Annotated in this window: 17 protein-coding genes; 11 read left to right on the top strand and 6 right to left on the bottom strand. The window is 48.7% G+C overall.

Features of this window, described 5'->3' with window-relative positions; translation table 11 throughout:
• Window positions 1-4 precede the first annotated feature (4 nt).
• From napF to ACY2RR_RS08815, 6 genes are read left to right on the top strand one after another with little or no spacing between them, the layout of a single operon-like run.
• Entirely contained in the window at window positions 5-526 is a 522-nt protein-coding gene (napF, locus tag ACY2RR_RS08840) for a ferredoxin-type protein NapF (protein WP_490107769.1), read from the top strand.
• Between the two features lie 8 nt (window positions 527-534).
• A complete protein-coding gene (locus ACY2RR_RS08835; RefSeq protein WP_490107768.1) occupies window positions 535-792 on the top strand; it encodes a chaperone NapD in 258 nt (85 codons plus the stop codon).
• A complete protein-coding gene (napA, locus tag ACY2RR_RS08830; protein WP_490107767.1) occupies window positions 761-3,337 on the top strand; it encodes a periplasmic nitrate reductase subunit alpha in 2,577 nt (858 codons plus the stop codon). Before ACY2RR_RS08835 ends, napA begins: the two co-directional genes overlap by 32 nt.
• Before the next feature lie 2 nt (window positions 3,338-3,339).
• Entirely contained in the window at window positions 3,340-3,810 is a 471-nt protein-coding gene (locus ACY2RR_RS08825) for a nitrate reductase cytochrome c-type subunit (RefSeq protein ID WP_490107766.1), read from the top strand.
• Window positions 3,807-4,436 carry a NapC/NirT family cytochrome c gene (locus ACY2RR_RS08820; RefSeq protein WP_490107765.1) on the top strand — a complete coding sequence of 210 codons (630 nt, stop codon included), beginning with the start codon at window positions 3,807-3,809 and terminating at the stop codon, window positions 4,434-4,436. The genes ACY2RR_RS08825 and ACY2RR_RS08820 overlap by 4 nt, the downstream gene beginning before the upstream one ends.
• Window positions 4,433-4,576 (top strand): TIGR02808 family protein, encoded by a 144-nt coding sequence (locus tag ACY2RR_RS08815; protein ID WP_490107764.1) that lies wholly within the window; start codon window positions 4,433-4,435, stop codon window positions 4,574-4,576. The genes ACY2RR_RS08820 and ACY2RR_RS08815 overlap by 4 nt, the downstream gene beginning before the upstream one ends.
• Before the next feature lie 60 nt (window positions 4,577-4,636).
• Here ACY2RR_RS08815 and ACY2RR_RS08810 read toward each other — a convergent pair whose 3' ends face one another.
• The gene (locus ACY2RR_RS08810; protein WP_490107763.1) at window positions 4,637-4,801 is read right to left on the bottom strand and encodes a hypothetical protein; all 165 of its coding nucleotides are present in this window, start codon (window positions 4,799-4,801) and stop codon (window positions 4,637-4,639) included.
• A gap of 267 nt (window positions 4,802-5,068) precedes the next feature.
• Here ACY2RR_RS08810 and ACY2RR_RS08805 point away from each other — a divergent pair, with 267 nt between their 5' ends.
• Window positions 5,069-6,064, top strand: a complete 996-nt coding sequence (locus ACY2RR_RS08805; protein ID WP_490107762.1) for a hypothetical protein — start codon at window positions 5,069-5,071, stop codon at window positions 6,062-6,064.
• Window positions 6,065-6,126: 62 nt separating this feature from the next.
• On the opposite strand, the gene ACY2RR_RS08800 is transcribed toward ACY2RR_RS08805, so the two are convergent.
• Window positions 6,127-7,164 (bottom strand): rod shape-determining protein, encoded by a 1,038-nt coding sequence (locus ACY2RR_RS08800; RefSeq protein ID WP_281646799.1) that lies wholly within the window; start codon window positions 7,162-7,164, stop codon window positions 6,127-6,129.
• A 505-nt stretch (window positions 7,165-7,669) separates the two neighbouring features.
• Between ACY2RR_RS08800 and gatC the strand changes: the two genes are divergently transcribed.
• From gatC to gatB, 3 genes are all read left to right on the top strand, one after another.
• Window positions 7,670-7,957 carry an Asp-tRNA(Asn)/Glu-tRNA(Gln) amidotransferase subunit GatC gene (gatC, locus tag ACY2RR_RS08795; protein ID WP_490107761.1) on the top strand — a complete coding sequence of 96 codons (288 nt, stop codon included), beginning with the start codon at window positions 7,670-7,672 and terminating at the stop codon, window positions 7,955-7,957.
• 63 nt (window positions 7,958-8,020) lie between these two features.
• Window positions 8,021-9,487: an Asp-tRNA(Asn)/Glu-tRNA(Gln) amidotransferase subunit GatA gene (gatA, locus tag ACY2RR_RS08790; protein ID WP_490107760.1), complete on the top strand. Its 1,467-nt coding sequence runs from the start codon at window positions 8,021-8,023 to the stop codon at window positions 9,485-9,487.
• A 13-nt stretch (window positions 9,488-9,500) separates the two neighbouring features.
• On the top strand, window positions 9,501-10,946 hold the full coding sequence (gene gatB, locus ACY2RR_RS08785; protein ID WP_490107759.1) for an Asp-tRNA(Asn)/Glu-tRNA(Gln) amidotransferase subunit GatB: 1,446 nt from the start codon (window positions 9,501-9,503) through the stop codon (window positions 10,944-10,946).
• Between the two features lie 70 nt (window positions 10,947-11,016).
• Here gatB and ACY2RR_RS08780 read toward each other — a convergent pair whose 3' ends face one another.
• The 3 genes from ACY2RR_RS08780 to ACY2RR_RS08770 form a co-directional block, all read right to left on the bottom strand.
• Window positions 11,017-11,931, bottom strand: a complete 915-nt coding sequence (locus ACY2RR_RS08780) for an oxidoreductase (protein WP_490107758.1) — start codon at window positions 11,929-11,931, stop codon at window positions 11,017-11,019.
• A 41-nt stretch (window positions 11,932-11,972) separates the two neighbouring features.
• Window positions 11,973-13,037 (bottom strand): MBL fold metallo-hydrolase, encoded by a 1,065-nt coding sequence (locus tag ACY2RR_RS08775; protein ID WP_490107757.1) that lies wholly within the window; start codon window positions 13,035-13,037, stop codon window positions 11,973-11,975.
• Window positions 13,038-13,132: 95 nt separating this feature from the next.
• Window positions 13,133-13,696 carry a TetR/AcrR family transcriptional regulator gene (locus ACY2RR_RS08770; RefSeq protein WP_490107756.1) on the bottom strand — a complete coding sequence of 188 codons (564 nt, stop codon included), beginning with the start codon at window positions 13,694-13,696 and terminating at the stop codon, window positions 13,133-13,135.
• Window positions 13,697-13,843: 147 nt separating this feature from the next.
• Here ACY2RR_RS08770 and ACY2RR_RS08765 point away from each other — a divergent pair, with 147 nt between their 5' ends.
• Entirely contained in the window at window positions 13,844-14,749 is a 906-nt protein-coding gene (locus ACY2RR_RS08765) for a proline iminopeptidase-family hydrolase (RefSeq protein ID WP_490107755.1), read from the top strand.
• Here the strand turns inward: ACY2RR_RS08765 and ACY2RR_RS08760 are convergent.
• Window positions 14,721-15,659 (bottom strand): hypothetical protein, encoded by a 939-nt coding sequence (locus ACY2RR_RS08760; protein ID WP_490107754.1) that lies wholly within the window; start codon window positions 15,657-15,659, stop codon window positions 14,721-14,723. The two genes, ACY2RR_RS08765 and ACY2RR_RS08760, sit on opposite strands and share 29 nt — an antisense overlap.
• Window positions 15,660-16,388: the final 729 nt, after the last annotated feature.

The following is a 16,388-nucleotide window of genomic DNA, read 5'->3' as shown; positions in this document are numbered from 1 at the left end:
TCTGATGATTGACCGAAACAAACGCAGCCTGCTTTTCGGCAGGTTGCGTTCCGCTGACTCTGATAAGAAGACACAAACACCTGTTTACCCTCCCTGGGCACAACCTGAACAAACGTTTCTGGAGTTATGCACCCGTTGTAACAAATGTATTAACCGCTGCCCGGAGCATATTATTGTTTCGGGCGATGGAGGCTTTCCTGAAATCAACTTTCAAAACGGGGAATGTACGTTTTGCGAAGAATGTATTGCCGAATGTGGTACCGGCGCACTTAAGAAAAACACGTTAGAACAACCACCCTGGTTGCTCACAGCACAAATACAAGACAACTGTCTATCACTGCAAGACATCACCTGCAGCCGATGTGCTGACGAATGTGAGTCACGCTCGATAAATTTGAACTACTCTGCTCATGGTATTTCCACGCCGATAGTCAACAGTGAAAGCTGTACCGGATGTGGAGCCTGCATCAGTGTTTGCCCGGTTAAGGCAATTACCATGCAGCCTAAGAAAAATGAAATAGCCTGAGCACAGTGATGAAGACAACTGCAGAACAGCCAATAGATATCTGCGGACTTGTGGTTCTTTCAAAGCCGGAACAAACCACTGATGTCTGCCAGCAACTCAATACCATTCCCGGGTTGTTGATCCACGCCAGTGATGCCCGTGGTCGCATGGCTGTCACGATCGAAAACCAGGCAGATTCAACAGTACCTGTGCATCACCACATGGACTCTATTCGCGCCATTGGTGGTGTTGTGGATGTATCACTGGCGTACTCCCACTGCGAATAATTTCTTTATTGCACTCAAGGTTATTAACAGTTCAACCAGAGCGTTCACCATGCAAAGTCGCCGTGAGTTTATTCGTAATTCCGCTGCTGTCGCAGCAGCAAGTGCCGCAGGGCTGTCACTGCCTGCATCTGCCACAGAACAACTGATTGCCTCAGATCAAAGCGACGGACAACTCCGCTGGGATAAAGCCCCATGTCGTTTCTGTGGCACCGGCTGTAGTGTTCTGGTGGGAATTCAGGATGACAAAATGGTGGCTTCCCAGGCTGACCCGGAATCTCCAGTCAATCGTGGTTTGAACTGCATTAAAGGTTATTTCCTGCCCAAAATCATGTACGGCGAAGACCGCCTGCAAACTCCCTTGCTACGGATGAAAGACGGCCGCTACCACAAAGATGGAGAGTTTACTCCGGTAACCTGGGAACAGGCTTTTGATGAAATGGAAAAGCAATTCCGAAAGGCACTCAAAAACATCGGCCCAACTGGCATCGGCATGTTTGGTTCTGGCCAGTGGACAGTATGGGAAGGCTACGCTGCATCCAAACTAATGAAAGCCGGCTTTCGCTCCAACAATATCGACCCCAATGCACGACACTGTATGGCTTCTGCGGTAGGCGGCTTTATGCGCACCTTTGGCATGGATGAGCCTATGGGTTGCTATGACGATTTTGAGAACGCAGATGTTTTCGTGCTCTGGGGTTCCAATATGGCGGAAATGCATCCGGTTCTCTGGAGCCGGGTAGCAGCGCGCACACTGGCTCACGACCATGTCCGTATAGCTGTTCTTTCTACTTATGAGCACCGTTCCTGTGACCTTGCTCATCACACACTGATCTTTGAACCTCAGTCTGATTTAGCCATCGGTAATTTTATCTGTAATCACATTATTACCACCGGGCGAGTCAACAAAACCTTTATCGATAAACACACCCATTTCCGCATGGGCACCCCCGATATTGGCTACGGCCTGCGGCCGGAAAACCCTCTGCAAAAGAAAGCTAAAAACCCGGATAGCGGCGCTTCCAAACCTATTACCTTCGACCAGTTTGCCAAGTTTGTCAGTGATTACACGTTGGACAAAGTTTCAAAGATGTCTGGAGTCAGCCCCCGAGCGTTACTGGAGCTGGCGGAATATTACTCTGACCCAGATGCAAAAGTTATGTCCCTCTGGACTATGGGTGTGAACCAGCACACCCGTGGTGTGTGGATGAATAATATTATCTACAACATCCACCTGCTGACCGGAAAAATTTCCAAGCCTGGTTGTGGTCCTTTCTCGTTAACCGGTCAGCCTTCAGCCTGTGGAACAGCCCGAGAAGTTGGAACATTTTCACACCGTCTTCCAGCAGATCTGGTCGTGGCCAACCCTGAACACCGAAGAACGGCAGAGAAGATCTGGAAACTTCCAGCCGGCACGATTCCCGGCAAACCCGGTTATCACGCAGTACTGCAGGATCGCATGCTGAAAGACAGCAAAATCAATGCGTACTGGGTGATGTGTAACAACAATATGCAGACGGCTCCCAATCTGGAAAAGGAAACCTTCCCCGGCTATCGAAACCCGAAAAACTTTATTGTGGTTTCAGACCCATATCCCACAGTAACAACCACTGCAGCGGACTTAATCCTTCCTACAGCCATGTGGATTGAGAAAGAAGGCGCTTATGGCAATGCCGAACGACGTACCCAGTTCTGGTATCAGCAGGTGAATCCCCCCGGCGAATCCCGCAGCGATCTCTGGCAGCTGATGGAATTTTCCAAGCGTTTTAAAACCGATGAAGTCTGGCCTTCAGAGCTTCTACTGCGCAATCCGGAATACAAAGGTAAAACCCTGTTTGATGTTCTTTACGCTAACGGGCAGGTAAACAAATTTCCTTTGAGTGAAACCAATCCGGATAAAGAGAATATGGAGTCCAAACATTTTGGTTTCTATGTCCAGAAGGGTTTGTTTGAAGAATACGCAACCTTTGGCAGAGGTCATGGCCATGATCTAGCGCCTTTCGATATGTACCACAAAGTGCGCGGGTTGCGCTGGCCTGTTGTTAACGGCAAAGAAACCCAGTGGCGTTATCGGGAAGGTTACGACCCTTATGTGAAAGCTGGGCAAAAAGTCAGCTTCTATGGCAAGAAAGATGGCAAAGCCTGGTTGTTTGCGTTGCCCTATGAGCCACCACCAGAAGTTCCTGACCAGGAATATGATCTGTGGCTCTGCACAGGCCGGGTTCTTGAACACTGGCATTCAGGCAGCATGACCCAACGGGTTCCAGAACTGTTTAAAGCCTTCCCTGATGCGGTGTTGTTTATGAATCCAGATGATGCCCGCGAACGGGGCTTACGGAGGGGAAGTGAGGTTAAAGTCAGCTCGCCACGGGGTGACATTCTTACCCGGGTAGAAACCCGCGGACGTAACCGTATGCCTCGGGGTATTACCTTCATACCTTTCTTTGATGCTTCCGAACTGGCCAACAAACTGATTCTGGATGCTACTGATCCGTTATCCAAACAGACGGATTTCAAAAAGTGTCCGGTTAAAGTTGAGAGGGCGTAGTTATGTTCAGCCAACTCATAGCCAGAACGATTCTTGCAATTGCTCTTTGTTCATCTGTAGCAATAACTTTTGTTATCGCCACGGATTACTCCTTATCAGATGGCCCTGAGTCTTTGCGTGGAGAAACACCACTGCTGGATGATAAAACACCGCCACGACTGAAAGACTTTCCAAAGGAAGCAGAAAAGTTTCTGCCCAATTATATTGGGCAGCCACCGTTGATTCCCCATGCCATAAGAGGCTATGAGATATCAGCAAACAATAATGCCTGCCTGGCCTGCCATAGCCTTGATAATGCCCATAAGTTTAAAGCAACACCTATCGGCTTTTCCCATTTCCGGGACCGGGACGGAAGCCTCTTATCTGATGTTTCACCCAGTCGCTATAACTGCACCCAGTGCCACGTCCCCCAGAAAAATGCGCCTCCACTGATCAAAAACCTGTTTGATCCTGTTGAGAGCCTGAAGCCATGAAGATTAAAAATCTTATACCGGCTTGGTGCCTGCGCTACTGGAACAAATTAACGTATCCAGTGGCACTGGCACTGTGGGTTGTCCTGGCTTTTGGTTTTATGGCGGGTGTTATTTTCTGGGGTGGTTTTAATACACTGATGGAAGCAACTAACACCGAAGCTTTTTGCACCAGTTGTCATGAGATGCGGGATAACGTGTTCCAGGAGATTAAGCCAACCATTCACTACAGCAACCGCTCTGGTGTGAGAGCAACCTGCCCTGACTGCCATGTTCCCCATGAATGGACTTACAAGATCATCCGTAAAGTGCAGGCCAGCAAAGAAGTCTGGGGTAAAATTACAGGAAAGATTGCTACTCGGGAGAAGTTTCTTGAACATCGCCAGTACATGGCTGAACGAGAGTGGGCAAGGATGAAAGACAATGACTCACGGGAGTGCCGAAACTGCCATAACTTTAAATATATGGATTACTCCGTGCAGTCCAAACGTGCCGCCTATATGCACAGTACAGCACTAGCCAGCGGTCAGGCGACGTGTATCGACTGCCACAAAGGCATTGCCCACAGGCTGCCGGATATGAGCGATGTTGAGTTCTGGACACCTCAGGACAACAAGGTGACACAATGAGTACTCTGGAATGGTTAATCTGGAATATTCTCGGCTATGCAACCATGCCGGTTATATTTCTGGCGGGCTTTGCAGGCACAGCACTTGTGGCCTGCATTCTTATGGATCTGTTCAAGATAAAGTCCATAAGTGAAGAATAAAGCACTGGCAGGAGGCTGGGACATTTCGCACTCCTGCCAGTTAGAAACTTTTAAGCTGTATCAGTGATACAAGTTTGAGTCGTCGCTGCAGACCATTCGATTGATACATTCATCAATCATTTCAGCTGTGATTGGCAGCTCCAGACCATCTTCGGTAATGATGGCGGCACCAAACATTGGATCGGCGGTGCCGGCAATTTCCTGTAACGTTTTCAGTGATTCCATCGTAATCCCCTTTCTCTCTACGGGCAGTCAGCTTTATTGAAACACTGTGCTGATCTGCCAGTTCAATGTAATAACTATTGCTCCACGGTTGTAGCAGTGTTTTGTAACAGAATGCTGGCTTTGTGTGGCTGAGCAACCGTCCAGCCACAAGTGAGCCTTTACTTATGACCAAGCTCTTATAGTTTCTATTAGTTTCTGTGAAAAAGGCGTCCATCACATCTTATGGACAGAGAACTATACTCAGCTGTAGATCACAGGGAATGTGCTATGCCAGTCAGGCCACCTTCAAGCTCCAGTCCACCGGCACCCGGTTCACTAACTCCTGAAAAGAGTTCTTCAGAGAAGAGTTCGGGAAAAGGTCATATAACCCAGAATGAGCACAGAGCACCTGGCACTGACACCCCAATATCTCAGCGTAAAATATCTCCAAACGTACAGTCCATGAAGCAGTGGCGACGCCTGGCTCTTGCAACCCGTCTGGGTGTAAGAGCCAATGCTTCAAGACCTTCACGCAAAGTACTCGTTAAAAAAAGCCAGCAACAATACTGTGATGAGCTGAAACACTCTCTGGAGGAATACAAAGAGAAACATTCCCTCAGCGGATACCTGTTTGACTCCCCCGCTGAAGAGATGACCAAAGCATGGTCGATGTACCGGGCCGCCCGGGATAACTCTCTGGGTTTACTGCTTCTGGGTAAGGGAGATATTCGCAATGACAGTGACCTTACCAAAAACTTTGGTTACACCTCTGTGCATGGAGCAGAAGAAGGTCTGCCATCAAGATTAATCAGACAAGCAACAAGGTCAAGAGTCGAAGACAAACACCAAAGCGGTACCGAACGGGTTTCGGCGTTAGGATCAGGCAGCATTCTCTGTGACAAGGGCTGGAGTCCGATGTTAAACGACGCTTTTATACTGGGAGGCGTACACGGCGAAAACCAGTTTGGCTTGGCCATGCCTCAACTGGAGAATTCGGGTTATAAAAGTGCGGCTGATCTGGTTGTCAATAATCCAGACCTGTTCTGGCCGGAAGGGAGCCCTTTTCCATCCATACTTACACGGGAAATTCTGGGCTTACGCAATTTCGGTTACAGCCCTTCATGGACTAGGGCGGGGTTATCATTTTCCTGTAAAAATCACTATATCGCGGCCACTAGCAGTCACGACTCATACCTGGACATGCTGCAGCCGGTTATGGGAGATAGGGAGCTGGCACTAGATACCCTCAAGGAATTTCTGAATGTTCCCAGAAGTGATACGTGAAGGTTGTGGAAGATAAAGCGTTCAGGCCAGTGAAGAAGTCACTGGCCTGAGGGAGAAGAAATTTATTCTGTGGACAGTAGATCCATGCGATGACGATCCATCATCTCCAGCGCACGGCCACCACCACGGGCCACACAGGTGAGAGGTTCTTCAGCAACAATAACTGGCAGACCGGTTTCTTCACTGATCAGAGTATCCAGACCACGCATCAGCGCGCCACCACCGGTCAGAACCACGCCACGCTCGGCGATATCGGAAGCCAGTTCTGGTGGAGACTGTTCCAGAGCACTCTTCACAGACTGAACGATGGAGTTCAGGCTGTCCTGCAGGGCTTCCAGAACTTCATTGCTGTTCAGGGTAAAGCTGCGGGGCACACCTTCTGCCAGATTACGGCCACGAACATCAATCTCGCGAACTTCACCCATTGGGTAAGCAATAGCGATTTCCTGCTTGATGCGCTCAGCGGTAGATTCACCGATCAGACTGCCATAGTTACGACGAACATAAGTCACGATGGCCTCATCAAAGCGGTCACCACCGATACGAACTGACTCAGAGTAAACAACACCGCTCAGAGAGATAATGGCGATTTCAGTCGTACCACCACCCACGTCAACAACCATGGAGCCGCTGGCTTCTTCAACAGGCAGGCCTGCACCAATAGCCGCAGCCATTGGCTCTTCAATCAAGTAAACCTCACGAGCGCCAGCACCCAGTACAGATTCCCGGATTGCGCGCCGCTCAACTTTCGTAGACTTGCAGGGTACACAAACCAGAACCCGAGGGCTTGGCTGGATAAAGCTGTTTTCGTGCACCTTGTTAATGAAGTGCTGCAGCATTTTCTCGCAAACGTCGAAGTCTGCGATCACACCATCCTTCATAGGACGAATGGCGGTGATGCTGCCAGGGGTACGGCCCAGCATGCGCTTCGCGTCCATACCGACAGCTACTACGCTCTTCTGGGTTCCCAAGTTCCGGATAGCAACCACAGAAGGTTCATCCAGCACGATTCCTTTATCACGCACATAGACGAGGGTGTTAGCTGTTCCCAAGTCAATGGATAAATCTGTTGAGAACAGTCCGCGCAATCTCTTTAACATAGTGTCCTGTGGCCCCTGCGGAGGGCATTCTCAATAAGTGGGTCCCGTTGTAGGTATTTTATGACACCTGCGGCCGGGATGGCTTGTGCAAACAAAAGGTTTGCGCCCATTTTAACTGTGTACAGTAAACAACCACATGCAAAAAAGACTGCCTGCTTCTGTACTGCAACTGCGTAAAGTCTTTTTACACAGTCACGCAAATTGTTTTGCCGTGTTCCTGTAAAACATGCTCAGTAAATAAGCAAAAAGGAAACATATCGTAGATTTTCGGCATAATCTGCCAACTCTAACAATCGACTGCAGCCCCGGCAAGACGCACATCTCCGTCATCTGGACATTCTATTTGCTTAACCTCTCTGCATACCCTAGCAAAAGAACCTTGAGATTATGGGGACAACCCCCTAAATTAGGCCGATTCACTAAAAAATTGCAGCGCAAGCTGTGCATAACCCGACACTCATCACAGAAAGAGTGTTATTGCGTTCATACCAGCGGAGAACATTTCATGGCGATCGACCGCTCCACCGTAGAGAGCGTCGCTCACCTTGCCCGGCTGTCTATCAGCGAGGATGAGGTCAGACAGACAACCGAACAAATCACGGCCATTATGGGCCTGATTGATGAAATGCAGGCTGTCGACACCAATGGCATCGAGCCACTTGCCCATCCCCTTGATGCGGTACAACGGCTAAGAGCAGACGAAGTTACCGAACCCAATCAGCGTGAAAAGCTGCAGGACAATGCGCCAGCCACGGAAGATGGCCTGTTCCTCGTTCCTAAAGTGATTGAGTAACAGCTTTTATCGGCTCTACCCATATCCGCCCTGCCGCCATACTGACATCACAGATTACGCACTATGCCAAACACAAGCGTGTACGAAAAAAGCCTTGCAGAGCTTTCCCGGTCGCTGAAAGCCGGTGAAGTGTCCAGTGTAGAACTGACACAGAGTTACCTCGATCGCATCAATAATCTCGACAATGACCTGAATGCCTTTATTACCGTGTGCCCCGAGCTGGCACTGGAACAGGCCAAAGCAGCGGATGAAAGAATAGCCGCAGGTCAGGCGACTCCGCTAACCGGTATCCCTCTGGCTCATAAAGATATCTTCTGCACAGAAGGCATCAAAACCAGCTGTGGCTCTAAAATGCTGGATAACTTTATTGCCCCTTACGAATCCACAGTAACGGCCAACTTTAAAGCTGCTGGCACTGTCACTCTGGGCAAGCTGAACATGGACGAGTTCGCCATGGGCGGCTCTAACGAAAACAGCTTTTACGGTGCGGTTAAGAACCCCTGGAACCGCGACATGATTCCTGGCGGTTCTTCCGGCGGTTCTGCCGCGGCTGTTGCCGCTCGTTTAGCGGCTGCCGCTACCGGCACCGACACCGGTGGTTCCATCCGCCAGCCTGCCAGCATGTGTGGCATTACCGGCCTAAAGCCAACTTATGGTCGTGTATCCCGCTGGGGCATGATTGCCTTTGCTTCCAGCCTGGACCAGGCCGGCCCAATGGCTCGCAGCGCCGAAGATGCTGCCATGATGCTGAATGTGATGGCCGGCTTTGACCCCAAAGATTCCACCTGCATGGATCGTGCAGTACCGGATTACACCGCCACACTGAACGAGCCATTGAAAGGTCTGCGTATTGGCCTGCCTAAGGAATACTTTGCCGAAGGTCTGGACAGCCGGGTTGAACAGGTTGTTCGTGACGCGATTGCAGAATACGAAAAGCTGGGTGCAACCGTTAAAGAAATCAGTCTGCCGCAAACTCACCACTGTGTGGCGGCTTACTATGTGATTGCACCTGCTGAAGCTTCCGCCAACCTGTCCCGTTTTGACGGTGTACGTTTTGGCTACCGTTGTGAAGATCCAACCGATCTGGAAGATCTGTACAAGCGCAGCCGTGGCGAAGGTTTTGGCAGCGAAGTGAAGAACCGGATTATGGTGGGCGCTTATGCTCTGTCTGCCGGTTACTACGATGCCTACTATGCCAAGGCACAGAAACTGCGTCGCATGATTCGGGATGACTTCCTGAAAGCCTTTGAAGATGTGGATGTAATTATGGGGCCAACCGCTCCGACTCCCGCCTTCCCAATCGGCTCCAAAGCTGATGATCCGGTTGCCATGTATCTGGGTGATATCTTCACCATCTCCACCAACCTCGCTGGCCTGCCCGGTATGAGCGTTCCTGCAGGTATGGTGGATGGCCTTCCCGTAGGTCTGCAGATTATTGCTCCTCACTTTGAAGAAGCGCGTCTGCTGAATGCCGGTCACCAGTTCCAGCAGGTGACTGACTGGCACCAACAAAAGCCTGAAGCGATTTAAGGGGAGCATAACCATGCAATGGGAAGCAGTGATCGGGCTGGAAATTCACGTACAGCTCGCAACCAAAACCAAGATTTTCTCCGGTGCCTCAACAGCCTTTGGCGCTGAAGCCAACACACAGGCCTGTGCCGTTGACCTTGGCTTACCCGGCACTCTGCCCGTGGTAAACGATGAAGCTATTAATATGGCTATCAAGTTTGGTCTGGGCATTGATGCTGAGATCAACAAAGTTAACGTATTTGAGCGTAAGAACTACTTCTACCCAGACCTGCCCAAAGGCTACCAGACCACACAGCTGGAAAAGCCAATTGTTGGCGCGGGCCATGTAGATATCGCTCAGGAAGACGGCACTCTGCACCGGGTTCGTATTCACCATGCTCACCTGGAAGAAGATGCGGGTAAAAGCCTGCACGAAGACTTTCATGGCATGAGTGGTATCGACCTGAACCGTGCTGGCACGCCGCTGATCGAGATCGTTACCGAACCCGATATGCGCAACGCCAAACAGGCTGTTGCCTTTGCTCGCAAGCTGCACTCTATCGTGACCACTCTCGGTATCTGTGATGGAGAAATGGCTCAGGGTTCGATGCGTTTCGACGTTAACGTTTCTGTTCGCCCAAAAGGGCAGGAAGAGCTTGGCACCCGTACCGAAACCAAAAACCTGAACTCGTTCAAGTTTATGGAACGGGCGATCAATAAAGAAATCGAACGTCAGATCGAACTCATAGAAGACGGCGGTACTGTTATTCAGGAAACCCGCCTCTATAACGGTGACACTGATGTTGCCCGCTCTATGCGCAGCAAAGAAGAAGCCAACGATTACCGTTACTTCCCCTGCCCTGACCTTCTGCCCGTTGTAATAGAAGACAGTCGTCTGGAGAAGCTGCAGGCAGACATGCCAGAAATGCCAGAAGCCCGCAAAGCACGTTTTATCAACGATCTTGGCCTCGGCGATTACGACGCAGAAGTTCTCTCTGGTGAAGTAGCAACAGCTGATTACTTTGAAGCTGCGGCGAAAGCTGGTGGTGACGCCAAGCTGGCTGCTAACTGGGTGATGGGTGAACTGGCTAAAACCCTGAACCAGAATGATCTGGAAATCACAGATTCCCCAGTATCTGCAGAAGTTCTTGGTGGTTTGGTTGCCCGGATCAAGGACAACACCATTTCCGGCAAGATTGCCAAGCAGGTGTTTGAAGCCCTGTGGAAAGGCGAAGGTTCGACGGCTGACGAGGTTATCGAAAAGAAAGGCCTTAAGCAGGTAACCGACACCGGCGCTATTGAAGCTATTATCGATGAAGTTCTGGCCAATAACCCTGCGCAAGTTGAGCAGTACAAAGCTGCTGACGAAGCCAAGCGTGGCAAGATGGTTGGATTCTTTGTGGGTCAGACTATGAAAGCATCCAAGGGTAAAGCCAACCCTGGCATGGTTAACCAGCTTTTGAAGAAAAAGTTGGGATAACTATGCATTCAATGTTTGGAGAGCCAGCTTTTGGTTCTCCAAACATTCTTCTCTTGTAGGCTTGAAAGGTTCAGTCGAAAAACTTCACTCCTGTTAAACCTTCCGAAACCTCCCACACTTTTGCAGCAATACTTTGATCCTGAGCCAGCTTGTTGCGTTTTACTTTTACAGGAAAACCATTTAGTTGAGTAAGACCTTTAGGCCCATAAAAATCGTCATTGTGTACATCTGTATCACAGGCCGCTCGCAATGTTGGCAGGGCACCTTTCCAGGGCTTCATGGCAAACAGCTTGTTGAAATATCTAGATGCGCTGGTTCGCTGTAACTCAGTTTCTGTCCAGCCGGGATGAGCACCAGCAACCAAGGGAGCACCTGGGCGATCTTTCAGCCGCCGAACAAGTTCACTCATAAAATAAAGGTTGGCGATCTTACTGTCGCCATAAGAACTCATCGGCTTGTAGGAACGTTTTTCCCAGGTCAAATCATCAAAATCAATATTGCCAAAGTTATGGGCGGTACTGCTCACCACAATTAAGCGACTGTTTTCGGTTTTTATCAGCAGATCCATTAACAGCCCAGACAAAGCGAAATGCCCCAAATGGTTTGTACCCATCTGCAATTCGAAACCATCAACAGTTTTGCTGTACGGGGGTGTCATTACGCCGGCATTATTAACAAGAATATCCAGCCGTTGGTACAGTGACTTAAACTCTTCAGCGAACATACGCACCGAAGACAAATCCGCTAGATCAAGAAGCAGCAACTTAACCTTAGCTTTGGGGTTTTCATCTTTAATTCGCTTGACTGCTGCCGCCCCTTTATCTGGATTACGGACAGCAATAATCACTTCAGCATTTTTTTCAGCAAGAACACGCGCGGTTTCTAAACCGATACCACTGCTGGAACCGGTAACGATAACAACTCTGCTTGTTAAATCCTGGATGCGGTCGCTGGTCCAGTTGTTTGGGCAAACGGAATGAGTCATGGAAATATCTCCTGAAAAATTATTGGAAATAATGATTTTTATTACTGGACTGAGTTTTTCTTCCACCAGCTTTCCGCTGATCTATTCAACTCTTGGGAATAAGAAACGGTCTCCCCAATAACCGGCAGCAAAGTTTGAAGATTTTCCTTCTGCGCCAGAGCGGTAATTCTTTCCATGGGGTCAAACCAAGCATGGCTTGCCAGGTCGAATGTACCGTTATGAATGGGAACCAGCACCTCGCCCTGTACATCTTTGAAAGCCTGCAAAGTGTCTTCGGGCATCATGTGGATATCGCGCCACAGATGGTTGTACGCACCACACTCCATAAATGCGTAATCAAAGGGTCCAAACCGTTCACCAATTTCTTTAAAACCGGAGAAATAGCCGGTGTCACCACTGAAATAGATTGAGTGGTCTTTAGTTTTGAGAACCCAGGAGCTCCAGAGGGTTTTATCTGAATCCAGCACGCCTCGGCCGGAGAAGTGCTGTGCGGGAGTGGATATTAACTCAACATCACCGAACTGCTTTTTCTGCCACCAATCGAGTTCAATAATTTTGTTCTCATCAACACCCCACTCTTTTAACGTATTTCCAATACCCAGAGGAACGACGAAGTGATTTACCGTGTTTTTCAGGGATTGAATGCTACCAAAATCGAGATGGTCATAGTGGTTATGGGAAATAATTACGCCCTCAATATCCGGCAGCTGCCCAACATCAACTGGCACTTCATGAAAACGTTTCGGCCCGGCCCACTGCACTGGAGAAGCACGCTTACTGAACACAGGATCTGTCAGCCAGTTCTTACCTCCCAACTGAATAAGAAGAGTTGAGTGCCCTAATCTGGAAAAACGAAGATTTTGATTTTCTCCAACCTCAAATGCAGAAATATCTAAAGGTTGAGTGGTTACACCATCTGCAGGAACAGTTTCTGGGTGTTTGTTAAAGAGAACCTCTTTTGTGGCTGCCCATAGTTTTCTGAAACTGAACTGGTTTGTCGGTGCCGCATTACGAAACTTACCAGCTTCCAGTGAAAACTGAGGTGACTGTTCCAGGCGGTCACTCTCTCTGCCAGAGAAACCCGCAAACTTTGCACATCCGATCATAAAAACTCCTGCTAACAGATAAATCGAGATTTTCTTTTTATTCATGGTTACCAGCACAATGACCGACTAATCAGTCTATAAGTTATTAAAAATTTTTATTCTTTTGCGATGCTGTTCCAGAAAGATTCCAACAGAGCACTCTTGAAATTCTGGTCTTGCCAAAGATCAGGGTTATCCAGGACATACCCGGCACTGGTGAACAGATGAGCAGCCAACTGTCGGCTCAGTAACTCTACGGGCAGCTGATGGAAAACACCGGAGGCAACACCTTCTTCAAGGATATTCAGCTCACCACCAAAGGCTTCATCAATGCGCTCCCGGGTACTGGAAGTAATAAACGCAGACTCTCCAAACTGAGCAAGGAAGAGAAACTTGTCCTGACTTTCCATAGCCCAGTCAATCATCACTGAAAACATGGATACAATCCGTTCTTTCAGTGGGCTCCCTTGTTTCAGGTTGGCCATGAGAAGGTCGCGCATTTCCATTTTAATCTCAAAATAGAGAGCACTGATCAGGTCTTCTTTGGTTTTGAAATGGTGAAACAAGGTTCCCGTAGCCACCCCGGCAGCCTTGGAGATGGCTGATGTAGGTGTTTTCTCAAAACCGTTCTCCATAAACAACTTCAGAGACGCTTCTAGAATCTGATCTCGCTTTGACATAACTGCTCGCCCAAACAAACCGACTGATCAGTCTATATTTATGGAAAAACAAAACATCTGCAACCTGTATTTTTACCCACAACAACTTTTACAACCGTTATTCGCTCACCATCTAAGCTAGTTACCAGCAAAGAGGGGCAAAGAATAATGGCAAACAACAAACCTAAAGCAGACCTACCAGGCGTTCGTTATGTGACTCTTGATAACGGATACAAAGTCTGGACACAAAAGGTTGGTGAAGGCCCGATAAAAGTTCTTACTCTGCACGGTGGCCCAGGTTGTACCCATGAGTATCTGGAGTGCCTGGCAGAAAAACTCCCTCCCCACGGTATTGAAGTGCATCTGTACGATCAGCTTGGTTCCCTGCATTCAGACCAGCCAGATGATCCCAGTCTGTGGACGATTGACCGTTTTATGGATGAAATTGATCAGGTTCGTGCCGCGTTGGGGCTGGAGCAGTGCTACCTGTATGGACAATCTTGTGGTGGTTTATGGGCCATTGAGTATGCTCTCACCCGCAACCAGAACTCACTCGATGGTTTGATTCTCAGCAATATCACCGGCAGCGTTGCCTCCTACATCACCCATATCAATAAACTGCGGGACCAGCTGCCAGCGGACGTTGTTGCCTATATGAAAGGCATTGAAGCTGAAGAACGCTACGACGATGAACGCTACCAGCAGTTATTGATGGAAGAACTCTACCGTAAACATATCTGTCGTTTGCCCCAATGGCCGGATGCCCTGCAGCGAGCTTTTGATCATATGAACGAGCAGGTTTACAACACCATGCAGGGTAATAATGAGTTTGTGTTTACCGGCAACCTGAAAGACTGGAATCGCTGGGATGACCTGCACAAAATTACTGTTCCCACGCTGATTGTCGGTGGCCGGTACGACACTATGGCTCCTGCTGATCAGGAGCGAATGGGAGTCTTGATTCCAAACAGCGAAGTCTCTATCTGCGAAAATGGCAGTCACTGCTGTATGTATGATGACCAAGACGCTTACTTCAAAGCTTTAATCAGCTTTCTGGAAGCGGGTCGTTATTAACGGTTATTAGCGGAACCGGAGTTCTCTTGCTGACTTCTATGTTCTTTTTGATCTCAGCCTCAAGAGCTGCAAAATTTTCCAAACACGGTTTGATCCGTGCGAATTTTGATGCCTGTGCAATATACGCGGCCGAGTCAAATTTGCTGGCACTTGCCACTGGCAGGGGGGCTCCAGTGTTAGGAGGGAGATCTCTAGTTTCCCCAACAAGTTTCTCGAACGTTGATACACACTCTTCGCTCCATGCTCCGGGCTCAAGTAACAAATTAGCTATCCCAAGTATTTGCTGGCCACAGGGGTTGCCTGGTTTTCTGTGTGGACATGACTCAAGTATTTTCAAAATCCGTTCAAGTCCCCCACTCATGTTAACAAGAGTCTGGAATGCTCCAGAGTCAACGACTGGCGGCGTGTGAGCAACCTCCCCTTTATCTATTGCCACAACATATCCAGCTATATCACGACTCCCTTTAGGAGCAAACATTTCCAGCCTATCAACTATTGCCAAATATTTTTTACAAAGCTCAACGCAGATAGGTAAGCCATCAGGTCGCCCTTTCACTATCGCTGGCACCTTGCCGAGCCGCTCTGCACAATCAGCGAGAACTTTAAGCTTTTTCTTTTCTTCTTCACCAACCAGTGCTCTCACCTTCTTCACAACCGCACTTGATACCGCAGACACCCAAAGGGAAAACATAGCGCCTGGAATTTCTGCGATTTCATTTGCAGGGTCTCCCGCATAATCTGGCTCAAGAACAGAATTCAAAAGATACATTCGCGTAACCAGCCCTTTTTTCATTTCAACCATAAGCCTGTGCCCATCGGTCTTTGGGTCTGGCTCACTTGGCATATACTTGCTCTTGGACTCCTTATGGGGAATGTATTTAGCTATCGCCAGCTGGAATTGATTGATCATATTTTGGAGTTCCTTGGGAGTTTGCTCTCCTCTTTCACATAGCTGGCACTCGCACACCAATATCCGGAAAATCTGCGGTAAAAACTCTGTTAAGAAACCTGTTCCACAGACAGGTCCGTCGCTAACAGCGCCCATAATTCCAGTGCTGTCTTTTTCAAATACATACAAAGGGCGATGCTTTAAAAACGGCATTTTTATGCTTGCTTCAGAACCTTGCTCATTTCCCTGAGCACTTTTCCCCAGAGCAGGCAAATAAACAGCTGACCGGACACCTGACTTACTAATGCTCACAGCACCGCTGCGAAGCCGGGATCTGGATGGCCTTTCTTCCGGAGGTGTAGAAAAACTATGGGCGCTCTTTCGGGGTAAGAGCTGTTTTTCCTTTTCAGCGTCCATAGCTAAATCAAGCCCGGAAACAACATGACTGAATGCCTTAGCCTCACGCAACTCTTGAAGCTCAGCATGACTGACCTGGGAAACATCCCCAGTATGATATTGACCTAATGTAGGTACCTGAAGCCTATCCATACCTGTTACTACCCTTAGTTGATACTCCTCGGTGAATACTAGAGACAACATAACTCCCACATACCTTCAGCCTGATAACTGTTTTGTCAGACATACTGACGTGAATACTGCATAAACACCTCCACTCTTAAAAAAATTGCACAACTAACAAGGCTGCTCCCAGAAGAGAATTATTTCGTTAACTACACGTCCAAATCATTA

The organism is Parendozoicomonas sp. 2304DJ65-17 (assembly GCF_058148445.1).
The sequence above is the reverse complement of the archived record's forward strand: the minus strand, read 5'-3'. Positions and strand labels throughout refer to the sequence as shown.